The sequence below is a fragment of the Emticicia agri genome, from assembly GCF_004168285.1.
Taxonomy (GTDB): Bacteria; Bacteroidota; Bacteroidia; order Cytophagales; family Spirosomataceae; genus Emticicia; species Emticicia agri.
The window spans coordinates 79,015-92,595 of sequence record NZ_SEWF01000008.1; the positions used below are offsets into that span (position 1 = coordinate 79,015).

9 protein-coding genes are annotated in these 13,581 nt (G+C 40.2%); 7 read left to right on the forward strand and 2 right to left on the reverse strand.

What is annotated here, in order from left to right:
- The first annotated feature begins 17 nt into the window (after positions 1 to 17).
- From EWM59_RS07305 to lysA, 5 genes are all read left to right on the forward strand, one after another.
- Positions 18 to 2,165, forward strand: coding sequence for a molybdopterin cofactor-binding domain-containing protein (locus EWM59_RS07305; protein ID WP_130020293.1), 2,148 nt, complete (start codon positions 18 to 20; stop codon positions 2,163 to 2,165).
- Positions 2,166 to 2,320: 155 nt separating this feature from the next.
- Complete coding sequence (locus tag EWM59_RS07310) at positions 2,321 to 4,708, forward strand: TonB-dependent receptor (protein ID WP_130020294.1); 2,388 nt, start codon at positions 2,321 to 2,323, stop codon at positions 4,706 to 4,708.
- A gap of 7 nt (positions 4,709 to 4,715) precedes the next feature.
- Positions 4,716 to 5,714 carry a DUF4249 domain-containing protein gene (locus EWM59_RS07315; protein WP_130020295.1) on the forward strand — a complete coding sequence of 333 codons (999 nt, stop codon included), beginning with the start codon at positions 4,716 to 4,718 and terminating at the stop codon, positions 5,712 to 5,714.
- Positions 5,715 to 5,803: 89 nt separating this feature from the next.
- Entirely contained in the window at positions 5,804 to 6,196 is a 393-nt protein-coding gene (locus EWM59_RS07320; RefSeq protein WP_130020296.1) for a DUF3127 domain-containing protein, read from the forward strand.
- A gap of 326 nt (positions 6,197 to 6,522) precedes the next feature.
- Positions 6,523 to 7,743 (forward strand): diaminopimelate decarboxylase, encoded by a 1,221-nt coding sequence (lysA, locus tag EWM59_RS07325; RefSeq protein WP_130020297.1) that lies wholly within the window; start codon positions 6,523 to 6,525, stop codon positions 7,741 to 7,743.
- A 2-nt stretch (positions 7,744 to 7,745) separates the two neighbouring features.
- On the opposite strand, the gene EWM59_RS07330 is transcribed toward lysA, so the two are convergent.
- Entirely contained in the window at positions 7,746 to 9,662 is a 1,917-nt protein-coding gene (locus EWM59_RS07330; protein WP_130020298.1) for a sialate O-acetylesterase, read from the reverse strand.
- 246 nt (positions 9,663 to 9,908) lie between these two features.
- On the opposite strand from EWM59_RS07330, the gene EWM59_RS07335 reads away from it, so the two are divergent.
- Positions 9,909 to 11,120 carry an acyl-CoA dehydrogenase family protein gene (locus tag EWM59_RS07335; RefSeq protein ID WP_130020299.1) on the forward strand — a complete coding sequence of 404 codons (1,212 nt, stop codon included), beginning with the start codon at positions 9,909 to 9,911 and terminating at the stop codon, positions 11,118 to 11,120.
- Positions 11,121 to 11,239: 119 nt separating this feature from the next.
- On the opposite strand, the gene EWM59_RS07340 is transcribed toward EWM59_RS07335, so the two are convergent.
- Positions 11,240 to 11,872 carry a DUF4230 domain-containing protein gene (locus EWM59_RS07340; RefSeq protein ID WP_130020300.1) on the reverse strand — a complete coding sequence of 211 codons (633 nt, stop codon included), beginning with the start codon at positions 11,870 to 11,872 and terminating at the stop codon, positions 11,240 to 11,242.
- A 773-nt stretch (positions 11,873 to 12,645) separates the two neighbouring features.
- Here EWM59_RS07340 and miaA point away from each other — a divergent pair.
- Entirely contained in the window at positions 12,646 to 13,569 is a 924-nt protein-coding gene (gene miaA / locus EWM59_RS07345; RefSeq protein WP_229239306.1) for a tRNA (adenosine(37)-N6)-dimethylallyltransferase MiaA, read from the forward strand.
- Positions 13,570 to 13,581: the final 12 nt, after the last annotated feature.

Here is a 13,581-nt window from a genome sequence, read left to right on the forward strand (position 1 = left end):
TCAACTCTCTTACCAAGATGTCATTATCAAGGAGAAATTTCTTAAAAGTATCCGGCGTTACCGGAACCATGCTTGCATTAGGCTATTTCTGGAAAGCCGATGCCAGAGAAGCCGAAATTATAAAAGCTATTGATGCCGACGACTTTGGCGTTGAACTCAATGCCTGGGTACATATCAATACTTCCGGCAAAGTAACTATTTTCAGCCATCGTGCCGAAATGGGGCAAGGCGCCTATCAGGCTATACCTCAGATTCTGGCAGAAGAACTGGAAGTAAATCTGAGCGAGGTGAATGTAGTATTTGCCAAAGGAGATAATAAAAAATATGGCAATCAGGTAACCGGAGGTAGCTCTACTGTAAGAACAGCCTATAAAAATCTGTTGAAACTGGGAGCAACTGCCCGTGAAATGCTGATACAAGCTGCCGCCAATAAATGGAATGTGCTAAAAACTGACTGCTATGCCGAAGGTGGTCATGTCTATCACCGACCATCAGGCAAGAAATTCCATTATGGTGAACTGGTAACAGAAGCAGCTAAACTGGAACCGCCCAAAGGTATTTTGCTGAAAAAGCGCACAGACTATAAACTTATCGGCAAGCCACTTCCACGGTTAGACACCTGGATAAAAACCAATGGAACGGCTGTGTTTGGCTTGGATAAAGAGATTCCAGATATGCTCTATGCCGCTGTTGAGCGTAATCCGAGACTGAGAGGAAAAGTAAAGAGTTTTGATGATAGTGCTGCCCGGAGAATACGCGGAGTAAAAGATGTGATTAAGGTAAAGATGGGCGTTTTCAGCACCTATCGTGAAGGTGTAGCAGTAATAGCAGATTCAACCTGGGCGGCCATGCAGGGAAAGAAAGCCCTGAAAGTTGTCTGGGACGATAGCGGCTTTGAGCATCTGAGTACCGATGAAATCTACAAGCGTATGCGTGAATCTTTGAAAACTAAAGAGGGGCTGGTATTCAAGAAACAAGGCGACCCTGCTATTATATTCAAGAATGCCGCTAAAAAGTTAGATGTCATCTACGAAACACCTTATCAGTACCATGCCTGTATGGAGCCGCTGAACTGCATTGCCCATTACCAGGGCGATAAAGTTGAAATCTGGGGTCCGATTCAGGCACCTGACTGGATTCAGGATTTTGTGAGTAAAGAGATGAATCTTCCACGGGAGAAGGTGATTGTAAACATGACCTTTTTAGGCGGAGGTTTTGGTCGGAAAGCATTTATGGATTATCCGCACGAAGCAGCAGTGATTTCTAAAGCCATTAATGCACCAGTACAGGTTGTATGGAGTCGTGAAGATGATGCCACGCAGGGGCCATATCGTCCGGGAATGATGTATCGGTGTGAGGGAGTAATTAAAAATGGAGCAATTGATGCTTTCAAGGTGAAATTAGCCGGACAAAATAATGACCACTGGCGGAGTGGCAAAAAAGGTGAGCCAAACCGTAGTTCGTCAGAAGGGTTTCTGAAACCCTATTATGATACCATCAAAAACCTGAGTATCAACGATGTTCCGTTTGAGACACCTATCCCAACCATGTGGTGGCGCTCGGTGTATGCTTCTACCAATGGGTTTGCCTATGAAAGCTTTATGGACGAATTAGCATTGGAAGCAGGCAAAGACCCGTTGGAATTCAGAAGAATGCACATGCAAGACGAACGTGTGCAGAAGCTGATTGATAAACTGGAAGAAGTGTCTGGCTGGAAAAACAGAAAGCAGAATGAAGGCTATGGTGTAGCCATTACCGAATGTTTTGAAAGCACCGTAGGGCAAATTGTAAAAGTTTCAAGAAACACTGATGGTAAAGTAAAAATAGACCATGTATGGGCTGTAATGGACTGCGGCTGGTATGTAAACCCCGATACCATTAAGGCACAGGTAGAGGGTTCTATTGTCATGGGCCTGGGTGCTGCGGTCAATCATCAGGTAACTTTTAAAGACGGCAAAGCCGTTGACAACAATTTCAGTACTTACCAGATGCCCCGCATCAATGATATTCCGCCGATTGAGGTGTATATAATGGATAATGAAGAAGAAGCAGGCGGTGTTGGCGAACCCGGCTTACCACCATTTGCCCCTGCCCTGACAAATGCCATTTATGATTTAACAGGCAAACGTATCCGTAAATTGCCGTTTAATCTGGCTGAGGTGTAAGAAATATGAAAACTTTCAACTACAAATCCCCTTTAAAATGTATGTGGTATATTTTAAAGGGGAGTATAAGACCAAATACTATTTTCCTCTACAGTTCAATAATGCGCACACATAACCGTTATTCATAAGAGTCAACACTGGCAAAAAAAGCTTTTATGAATAAACTATTTACTTTTTTCTTCCTCTGTTTTACGAGTATGACTTTTGCACAGAATCGCTTCACTGTAAGCGGTTATATCAGCGAGAAAGGCAGTCGGGAGCAGTTAATCGGGGTTAATGTGTATCTGCCTAATTCTTCTATTGCTACCACTTCTAATACCTATGGGTTTTATTCGCTTACCATTCCGGCACAGGATTCTGTTACCCTTATTTTCTCTTTTGTAGGTTACCAGCGTATCGAAAAACGAATCAGTCTGCAAAAAAGTCTGGAACTGAATATTGATTTAGAGCCTGCTAATCAGTTACAGGAAGTAGTGGTATCAGCCCGCAAACAGGAAGAGAAAGTAAGTGAATCGGCACAAATGAGTACCATTGATTTGCCTGTAAACCAGATTAAGAAAATTCCGGCTTTTCTGGGTGAAAAAGATGTACTGAAAGTACTGCAACTGATGCCCGGTGTACAGAAAGGTTCAGAGGGGCAATCGGGTATTTATGTACGTGGTGGCGGAGCCGACCAGAACCTGATAATTTTAGACGATGCCATTGTGTATAATGCCAACCATTTGTTTGGTTTCTTTTCTACTTTTAATGGCGATGCACTCAAGAGTGTAGAGCTCACCAAAGGCGGGTTTCCTGCCCGATACGGTGGTCGGTTATCATCGGTAATTGATTTGAACATGAAAGAAGGCAATAAGGAAAAACTACAAGGGGAGGGCGGAATCGGACTTATTTCTTCAAGGCTTACCTTAGAAGGGCCTATCAAAAAAGGCAAATCTTCTTTTCTTGTTTCAGGCCGACGTACTTATCTCGATATAGTTGCCCGACCGTTTATTAAAGCATCATCAAGCTCAGACGACAGAAGTAGTGGTGGTTATTATTTTTATGACCTCAATGCAAAATTGAACTATGATTTTGGCCGGAAAGATAAAGTGTATCTGAGTGGTTATTTAGGGCAAGACCGATTCTATGTAGAATCTGAAGAGGCTAACTCAAGCGATGAATCAAACCTGAATTGGGGGAATGTTACTGCAACCGCCCGTTGGAATCACCTCTTCAATCAAAAACTCTTTGCCAATACTTCATTTATCGTCAGCAGTTACAAGTTTGGTATTGGTAGTTTCTATAGCAACAGAACGCAATCATCAGAAGACTATACCCTGAAATACAATTCAAGGATTAACGATATAGGGCTGAAAAGTGATTTCGATTATTTCCCCGACCACAAGCATTCCCTTCGTATGGGCATAGCCGCTACTCGCCATCGTTTTATTCCTTCGGCTATTGTACTGCGTAGTAATCAGACCAATCTGGATAAAGCCGCTAATCCGATTGATGTATTGGAATCGGGCATTTATGGCGAAGATACCTGGAAAGTAACCGATAAATTTAAAATGAATATAGGTTTACGACTAAGCTATTTTTTAGCTCAGAAACGAACCTATGTACGCCCGGAACCTCGTTTTTCGGCTGCTTTAAAACTGGCCGAGAATCTGTCTGCCAAAGCTTCATATGCCGAAATGAATCAGTTTGTACACCTGCTCTCTAATACGGGTATTGGCTTACCTACTGACTTATGGGTACCTACTACCCGACGTGTAGCTCCGCAGAACTCCAGGCAGATAGCCGCAGGTATAGCCCAGGATTTCCCAGACCGGGAACTCACGCTGACAGTAGAAGGCTATTATAAGGCAATGAACAATATTTTAGCTTACAAAGAAGGCTCTACCTTCTTAAATTTAGATGGCCTGGGTGCGCAGGAAGTAAGCTGGGAAGACAATGTAACTGCAGGCAAAGGCTGGTCTTATGGAGGAGAAGTACTGTTGCAACGGAAGGCAGGTCGTTTTTCGGGTTGGGTAGGTTACACACTTTCATGGACACAATGGCAATTTGCTGAACTCAACGCAGGTAAGAAATTCTTTCCGAAATACGACCGCCGACACGATATTTCGGTAGTAGGCATCTATGAATTAAGTCCAAGAATTACGCTTTCAGGCACATGGGTATATGGCACAGGTAATGCCCTTACTTTACCGATTTCAAGCTATCAGGCTTATGTGGATAGGTTTAACAGTTCGAGAAGGAATCCTGCTATTATTGATAGAATACAATGGAGTAATCAGGGAGTCAATGAATATGGAGAAAAGAACTCATTCAGGGCCGAAGCCTATCACCGATTAGATTTCGGGATTCAGTTTCATAAAAAACTCAAACGTCATGAGCGTACATGGGAATTTAGCTTGTACAATGCCTACAACCGCAGAAATCCGTTCTTTTATGACATCGTTTCTGAATCAACTAATAACGGTACAGAAACTAAAAATGTGTTGAAGAAATATTCATTGTTTCCGATTGTACCTGCTTTTTCCTACAACTTTAAATTCTGAGTCAGACATGAAATATATTATTCATATACTATTCATAACCATTACAGGAAGTTTGATTTCCTGCGAGAGTCTGGTTACAAACGTACCTGAAAGCAGGCTACCTAAAGGCACTGAAAAGGTAGTTTTACATGCCTATATTTCGCCACAGGATACTGTCATTATGGTAAAATTAGGAACCTCACGCCCACTGTTGGGGGTTCAGAGTAATACTGGCGTATCTTATACAGTCGTAGGTACCGATACCATCTATTTCACAGACCGTATTATCGAAAACGCCATTGTGGTCTTATCTAATACCAGACAACAATCAATAGAGATTCCTTATATTAAAAGTGAACAGACCTATATACTGGATGCCCGCCAATTCCCGATTGTAGCAGGAGAAACCTATACCATAAAGGCAGAGACTCCGATAGGTAATGTAGAGGCTACCTGTACTGTACCTGAAGCAAACACAGCTATTACTGAATATAAACTGGATACAGCTAACCAGAATGTTTTCAATAATCAGAACTTATCTTTTATGATTAATTTCAGTTGGAAAGATATACCTGCCCAAACCAATTATTATTCTGTAAAAGCCAGTATTACTACAAAAATGTTGCTTGAACCCACAACTGCCAATTATGAACCTGATAAAATAAAGAGAGACTTAACTTATAGTGCTTTCTGGGATGAAGAAAACAGACAAGCACAATACCAGACTGATATAAACCGTGATGGTGCTCTATTTTCTTCACCCAATGGTGTTATTATTCTGGGTTTTAACGTAGTCTATCTGAACGACAAAGTTTACAGGCCTATCTTTGCCGGAGAAAAAAGTACTATCAGATTAGAAGTATTAAATACTGATAAAAATTACTACGATTATCATCGTGCCGTAAGAATCAATAACCGTCAGGACGGGAATCCGTTTGTTGAGCCTGTTCCTATACCTACCAATATTAAAAATGGTTTGGGTTGTTTTGCAGCCACCAATAAATCAATCCTGACTATTGTTTACTAAGCTACTCGCTTTTTTGACTAATACAGGCTTTATTTATTGCACATTGCTTTGTATCTTTGCGGTCTTATTCTTTAATATTTTTTAATCAAATGGAAATCACAGGTAGAATCATACAGTTATTGCCTCTACAAACAGGACAGGGGAAAAATGGGGTCTGGAAAAAGCAGGACTTTGTTATTGAAACCGAAGGACAGTACCCTAAAAAAGTGTGTATATCGGCATGGGGCGACAAGGTTAGTGAAAATATGCTGGTAGTAGGCAAAGAAGTAACTGTATCATTTGATATTGAAAGCCGTGAATTTAACGGACGCTGGTACACCGATGTAAGAGCATGGAAAGTAGAAGAAGGTGGCAGTGTGCCTGTTGAGCCCTATTACGCAGCACCCCAACAAACAGCAAGCACTCCGGCAGCAACCAATAAAAATGCCGCTCCCGATTTCTTGATTACGGCAGAAGACAGTAAAGATGATTTGCCATTCTAAGCAGATAAATAGAGCTCAGGTTTATAGAAACACAGAGATTGTACGAGTCTCTGTGTTTCTTTGTAAATAGTATCTTTGCTAATTTGATTGAACAAATCCCGTTAGGGATGATATATCGGTAGTAGAAAAATACCCAAAAACCTCTTGAGTCCCGTAGGGACGTGATATTTAATATATCGTCCCTACGGGACTTAGACAGACCAACCTTTCTTAATTTTCTACCTATATATCATCCCTACGGGATTCAACCCATTCAGAATATTAGCATATATATTCCAAACACCCCATTCTTTCATTCTTAAATAGCTGTTTTTACAGCAAAAGCTATGTTTTCTATTCAGAACTATACAGTTGAGTCTTTAGCTAATCAGTTTGGAACACCCTTGTATGTGTATGACGGCAATAAAATTGAGGAACAAATCGGCAAAATGCGTAAGGCCTATGAAGGGACTAACCTCAAACTAAAATATGCCTGTAAAGCACTGACCAACATCAATATCATGAAACTCATGCGCAAGAATGGTGTAGATATTGACGTGGTTTCGACACAGGAAGCTCACCTCGCAATTCTGGCCGGATACGAGCCACATCAGATACAATATACCCCAAGTGGCGTAGCCTTTTCCGAAGTGCAGGAGGCCGTAGCCCTGGGTTTACGAATGAATCTTGACTCGTTGCCTTTATTAGAGAAATTCGGGCAGATTTATGGGAGTTCATTGCCTATCTGTCTGCGTATCAACCCACATATTATGGAGGGAGGTACTATCAAAATCTCTACCGGACATAAAGATTCTAAATTTGGCATTTCGATTGAACAAGCGGATGAAATCTACGAAGTTGTAAAGAAATACGGCCTTCGGGTAGTAGGTCTGCATCAACATACCGGCTCTGATTTCAAGAATGCCCATGTGATTATTGAGGCTGCCGAAAAGCTATTTGAGTTAGCCTATAAATACTTCCCGAATCTTGAATTTATAGATTTAGGTTCAGGTTTTAAAGTGGCTTACAAAGAAGACGACCATATTACCGATATGGAAAAACTGGGTAAAGGGGTGGTGAAAGTCTTTAATGAGTTCTGCGAAAAATATGGCAAAGAGGTCGAGTTATGGTTTGAGCCGGGTAAATTTCTGGTAAGTGAGTGTGGGTATCTTTTGGCAAGAGCCAATGTAGTAAAACATAATCCGGGACGAAATTTTGTGGGGGTTGATTCAGGGTTAAATCACCTGATTCGTCCGATGATGTATGATGCTTATCATGAAATCGTTAATGGTTCTAACCCTGACGGAGAAGAAAAAGAGAAGTATGATATTGTAGGGTATATCTGCGAAACAGACACTTTTGGCAAGGACCGCACAATTCCTGTAGTAAACGAAGGAGATATTATAGTCATAAAAAATGCCGGAGCCTATGGGTTTTCAATGGCTTCTAACTACAACTCACGTTTCCGTCCGGCCGAGGCATTGGTTTATAATGGGGAGGTACACCTGATTCGCAAGCGTGAAACGATGGAAGATATTCTGAAAAATCAGGTTATGCTTGAATTATAGATTTAATTATTACAGCCTGACGTACTCACTTCAAAAGTAGCATTGTTGGTAGTTTCAAAACCTGCTTTCAATTCTACTTTATCTTTAAAGACATATCTGGTATAAGCCCGTATTTTCTGAGTAGATTCAATTTTCCGGCTCTTTTTCGTGGCATTTGTATGAATATTACCCGACAATCTGAGTAAGGTATTCTTGCAATCGCTCAGAGTAAGGTCTTCTACAAGACTATAATCTGACTCTGAAACAGCGTTTACTTTCCTGATACGATAATGTATCTTTTCGAGGTTATCTGTAATCAGATTATCTGTATAGGTTCCTCCACTTACCTCTGCAATTACAGAAAAGCCGTTTTCATTACTTTGCCTTCTTTCAATAATAGTTGTGTCAGAATGATTGAAAAATAATTTCAATTGTCCTTCAGTAACATATTTCACGGAATCTATAGTTGGGGTTATCAACTTATTTTTAATAGGAAACTGATAAAACGCCATTGCTCTTAAACCTTTGCCATTTGTGAGATGAACCTCCTGCCTGGGTGGATCAAGTCTTGAATACGAAGGCAGGTATGTCAGAAACCCTCCGGTTATTTCTGATTTAAGTTTCAAGATAATTTTATTTCCCTGTGCCGTTCCTTGCTCAACCAGATAACTATTAGAATTAGTGGTACAATTAACAAAGAAATAATCTTTCATTTGCCACAGCCTTGAATCAACAATGGTATCAGCCGGATAATGCATTCGCTGCCCTTGCTCAAATTCGAGTGTAAGTGTTTTTTCAGCAGCCGAATAATAGACTTTCTGAATATCAGGCGGATGCAATTCTATGTTGTGAGGGGCACCATAAGTATCTCTTTCTATCATTCCGAAAACTTCGCTGGTCAGTTGTTGATTCCCTTCTTTTGAATGATGAAAACCATCAACAACCGGAATACCCAAAGCTGTTGAGGTTTCAAGACCCTCAAACAGATATTTGGTTTTCCGCATATATCCACGCAATTCTCCGGCTTTTTCTGAATAATTACAGCCGTGTATAGCCAGTTGTATGAAATAGAAATTATTCCACCCTCCAAAATCTGTTTTAAGATGATTGTATAATGAAGCAAAATGAGCCGGATAATTATCTGCCTCTACCCAGTTGCCACAGGCTTCAGACTCACCATGTCGCCATAAAACCCCTTTTACTTTTCCGAGGGCATTGGCATATTTAACCCGATTGTATAATTGTCCGTAAATAGTCCAGAAAGCTCCCGGGTTACCCTCTATTCTATCGTTTAATTGCGGAATGGCCAGCCCGCCTTTGCCCCCGTTTATCATACAGGTTGGAATACCATATTTTTGAAGAATAAGTTTTTGCAGGTGCATACCTATACCACCTACATGCCCGTAAGGCTGCCCACCAGAAAACCATTTCAGAGACGATAACTGATGGTCATTATTATCGTAGTCAAAATTTCTGAATAAACGGTCATCAAAATTCAGGTACAGTTCTTCTATTCCGCTCGAAGCTATAATATTAGACTGACCATACAAGACATAGAAATCGCCGCATAAAATTCTGTCTCTTCTGCATACTTCTATTGAATCACCTGCCGGATTATGCACATATACCCTGAAATTATATTCATGGGGTTGCGCATAAATTTCTACCTGAAACTGAAATGGAAAAGGCTGTGAATAATGGGTACGATAGGGTGAGGCTTTATGATAAAAGAACGCATCGTCTTTTTTTACATAGATACTTATTTTTCTGTAATCAGAAGGCTCAATGACACCTGCAAAATTAACTATTGCTTTATTATGCGTATCGCGTGGAAAGAGTTGCAAATCTTCAGGTAAATCAGTAAAGCTAACCTGGGCATGGCAATAAACATGAAGGCAAAGAATGTACAGCGACATTCGTAACACAAGCAAAAATTTCATACTTTTTGGTAAGGTCGTACAGTGAGCATTTAAGCCCGCTACAGCAGTAAACTCTATTTAGTCTTGGGTACTATTCGTGTAGCAAAAATAGAACTGAATTTTCATAAAACAAGTTTAGTTCTGACAATTTGTTCTTTATTCAATACAAACAGACCGCAAAACAGTTTTTTTAAAAAGTAGTAAATAATTTGACTACTTGATGGAGGATTGCTTACATTTGAAGCATTAATCTGATACCGTACTGAAATGACCGCTTCTGAACAGACCTTCCATCGCTCAAGTAAAAAAGATGAATTTGAATCGCCTGATTTTTATGAAATAGATGATTTACTGACAGAAGAACAACTCATGATTCGTTCGGCAGTTCGTGATTTTGTGAAGCGTGAAATCTCTCCTATCATTGAAGATGCTGCCCAGCGGTGTGTATTTCCTGAACATATTGTAAAGAAATTCGGTGATTTAGGGGTGTTTGGCCCCACCATTCCGGTTGAGTATGGCGGTCAGGGCTTAGATTATATTTCGTACGGCTTAATGATGCAGGAGGTAGAACGGGGCGATTCGGGTATGCGTTCAACAGCTTCGGTACAAGGCTCACTGGTCATGTTTCCTATCTACAAATACGGTAGCGAAGAGCAAAAACGCAAATTCTTACCCAAATTGGGCAGCGGCGAATTTTTAGGTTGTTTCGGACTGACAGAACCGGATTTCGGCTCAAATCCAAGTGGTATGACGACCCATTTTAAAGAAGATGGCGACCATGTGATACTGAACGGTGCAAAGATGTGGATTTCTAACTCTCCTAAAGCAGATGTGGCAGTAGTTTGGGCAAAAAATGAACAGGGACGAATAAAAGGCATCATTGTTGAGCGTGGAATGGAAGGGTTCAGTACTCCCGAAATACATGGCAAATGGTCTTTAAGGGCAAGTATTACGGGCGAACTGGTTTTTGATAATGTAAGAGTACCCAAAGCCAATATTTTACCTGAAGCCGACGGGTTGAAAGCACCGATGTCGTGCCTCGACAATGCCCGCTATGGCATAGCCTGGGGCGCATTAGGGGCGGCAATGGATTGTTATGATTCGGCACGCAGGTATGCGATGGAACGCATACAATTCGATAAACCGATTGCGGCTTTCCAGCTTACGCAAAAGAAACTGGCCGAAATGCTGACCGAAATTACCAAAGCACAACTGGTTTGCTGGCGTTTAGGTAACCTGAAAAATCAGGGGAAGGCTACCACCGCACAAATCTCACTGGCCAAACGTAATAATGTAGCTATGGCCTTGGAAATTGCCCGTGAGGCCCGACAAATACATGGAGGCATGGGTATTACCGGAGAATATCCGATTATGCGGCACCAGATGAACCTCGAATCGGTGGTTACCTATGAGGGTACACACGATATACATTTATTGATTTTAGGCAATGCCATCACCGGGATTGGGGCGTTTAAGTAATGGCGAATGAGTGAATGGTGAATTAGTGAATATAAATTTCAAAATAATTATTTACTAATTTTCCCGTGTGGCGTTCGCATTCACTAATTCACTAATTCACTAATTCACCATTCCCTCATTCACGATTCATTTATCTCACTGAACTCCGATAACTCCTTTTTATTATTGGTTCCTAATTGTCTGTAATCTATCTCCCAGTTGACAGAGGCCGCTAACTGGTTCATCATCAATCCTACCTGACGATTGGCTACTTTGGGCAAATCACTTTCCAATGCTTTGTCCTGCATCAGCTTCTTGGCTTCGTTCAGAATATTGGTATAGTCTTCATGGCTGAACTTATTCAGCCAACCCTGGTCTATGTCGTAGAATTTATAATCAGTATCAATAGATAATACTTCGGCAGTTGGAAACTCTTCTACTATCAATTTACGGGTGGTCTCATCTCTGCGCACTTTCATTTTCCCGAAATCAAACCCTACGGAAACTTTTGCCCTCGAAATCACCAAAGCCTTTTTATTGATATTGAATAACCCCCAGAAATCTTTTTTACTGCTATGGTCATATATCTCGGTAAAATATCCCTCTGCTACTACTACCTTGAAGACCTTCTCAATACGTTCAAGCAGTAGCGTCGATTCTCTGCGCAGTTGTTCACGGTTATCACGAATTTTCTTGCCATAGACCCAATTAAAAACCTGCCAGGCAGCAATGCCGCCTACACCAAGAGCCGATACAAAAAACAAAAAGTCCATGTTTTTTAAATCATTAAGTTTTATTGAGACGCACAATCCCAAAAATGTTTCTTAATCAAAGATAGATATATTAAGCTATGGCTTTAGCGTTTTTAAAACTATTTTGTTTTGGTTAGACGAATCTTAAGGCGCAAATTAAAACTCAAAATATATAGTTTTAAAACTATTTTGTTTTGGACAGACCCGGAATGTTACTTTTTTGGGCTGAAAAAAAGTAACCAAAAAAGCAGCCATCATTTAAACTCGTACAATTAAAAATCTGATAGACTCCTCCTATTGTCATAATCCATATCTTGATTTTTAACTGTACTCAAACAGGAAATGATGTTTTAAGGTTAACGTTTTTAGTTGTTATTTTTAATTGAAAGAATATCCTATTGGCTAACTGCAAATTTTTGTAAAATATGTAACGACTTGAGTAGTCATTTTATATAAAAATCGTTTCTAAATTAGATAAAGACTGTTTTAGTTGTTAAAATTCAGGCATATAATAACTACTAAAAATGGTAACCTTATTACGTCATTCCTGTTTGAGCGCGATTAAAAATCATGCAAGAAGTATTGATTTGGGCAAAACTCTATCAGATTTTTAATTGCGTGAGTTTGAATGATGGGCTGCTTTTTTGGTTACTTTTTTGCAGCCCAAAAAAGTAACATCCCGGGTCTATAAGAGCAGAATATTTTTAAGCATCTAATGGTAAGTTTTTACATATCAAGGTATCAGTTTTACGATTTTCAGTACCTTTGCTACGAAAAAATCATTTCACAAAAACTTGACACAAACATTAGACAAATACTTAATTTTATTAGTTGGGCCTACAGCCGTAGGCAAAACCGACTTAGCTATCAGATTAGCCCATCAACTCAATACAGAAATTATTTCGGCTGATTCAAGGCAATTTTATAGAGAACTAAGCATTGGTACAGCAAAACCGACCAAAGAAGAAATGGATGGCATTACGCACCATCTGATTGATTCACACAGTATTGACTCCTATTACAGTGCAGGTGATTTTGAAAGAGATGTCATAAAACTATTGGAAGAAGATATTTTCAAACGGAAAGAGGTGGCAATAATGACCGGAGGTTCGGGCTTATTCGTAAAAGCCATTACCGATGGTTTAGACGATATGCCTGAAGCACCTTTGGTACTACGAGAAAACCTGATGCAAAGACTCGAAACCGAAGGCGTAGAAGTATTAGCAGAAGAACTGAAAAAGCTGGACCCTGAATATGCTGCCACAGCCGATTTGCAGAACTCCCAACGGGTAGTAAGGGCTTTAGAAGTCTGTTTAAGCACAGGCAAACCTTTTTCGGAATTTCATAAAAAAACCAAAGTAAAGCGAAGCTTTCATTTCATTAAAATCGGTATAGAACGTCCAAGAGAAGAATTATATAGCCGAGTTAACCAACGGATGGAGATTATGTTAGCCAATGGTTTGATGGATGAAGTAAAAGGCTTAACCGATTACAGAAACCATAATGCATTGCAAACAGTAGGCTATAAAGAAGTTTTTGAATTTCTGGACGGAACTTATGATTATGCCATGATGGTAGAACTACTGAAACGTAATTCGAGAAGATATGCCAAACGGCAAATGACATGGTTCAAAAATCAGGACGATTTCAAATGGTTCAATGCTGATGATTTTGAGGGAGTATATAAATATATACAAGCCGAAATGAGTATTAAATAAGCTAACTTAGGC

Bases quoted from the DNA above. Each gene is read 5' to 3' on its own strand.
- EWM59_RS07330 (WP_130020298.1), bottom strand. From the start codon at position 9,662: ATGAAATTTTTGCTTGTGTTACGAATGTCGCTGTACATTCTTTGCCTT.
- lysA (WP_130020297.1), top strand. From the start codon at position 6,523: ATGTTTTCTATTCAGAACTATACAGTTGAGTCTTTAGCTAATCAGTTT.
- EWM59_RS07315 (WP_130020295.1), top strand. From the start codon at position 4,716: ATGAAATATATTATTCATATACTATTCATAACCATTACAGGAAGTTTG.
- EWM59_RS07305 (WP_130020293.1), top strand. From the start codon at position 18: ATGTCATTATCAAGGAGAAATTTCTTAAAAGTATCCGGCGTTACCGGA.
- EWM59_RS07320 (WP_130020296.1), top strand. From the start codon at position 5,804: ATGGAAATCACAGGTAGAATCATACAGTTATTGCCTCTACAAACAGGA.
- EWM59_RS07310 (WP_130020294.1), top strand. From the start codon at position 2,321: ATGAATAAACTATTTACTTTTTTCTTCCTCTGTTTTACGAGTATGACT.
- EWM59_RS07335 (WP_130020299.1), top strand. From the start codon at position 9,909: ATGACCGCTTCTGAACAGACCTTCCATCGCTCAAGTAAAAAAGATGAA.
- EWM59_RS07340 (WP_130020300.1), bottom strand. From the start codon at position 11,872: ATGGACTTTTTGTTTTTTGTATCGGCTCTTGGTGTAGGCGGCATTGCT.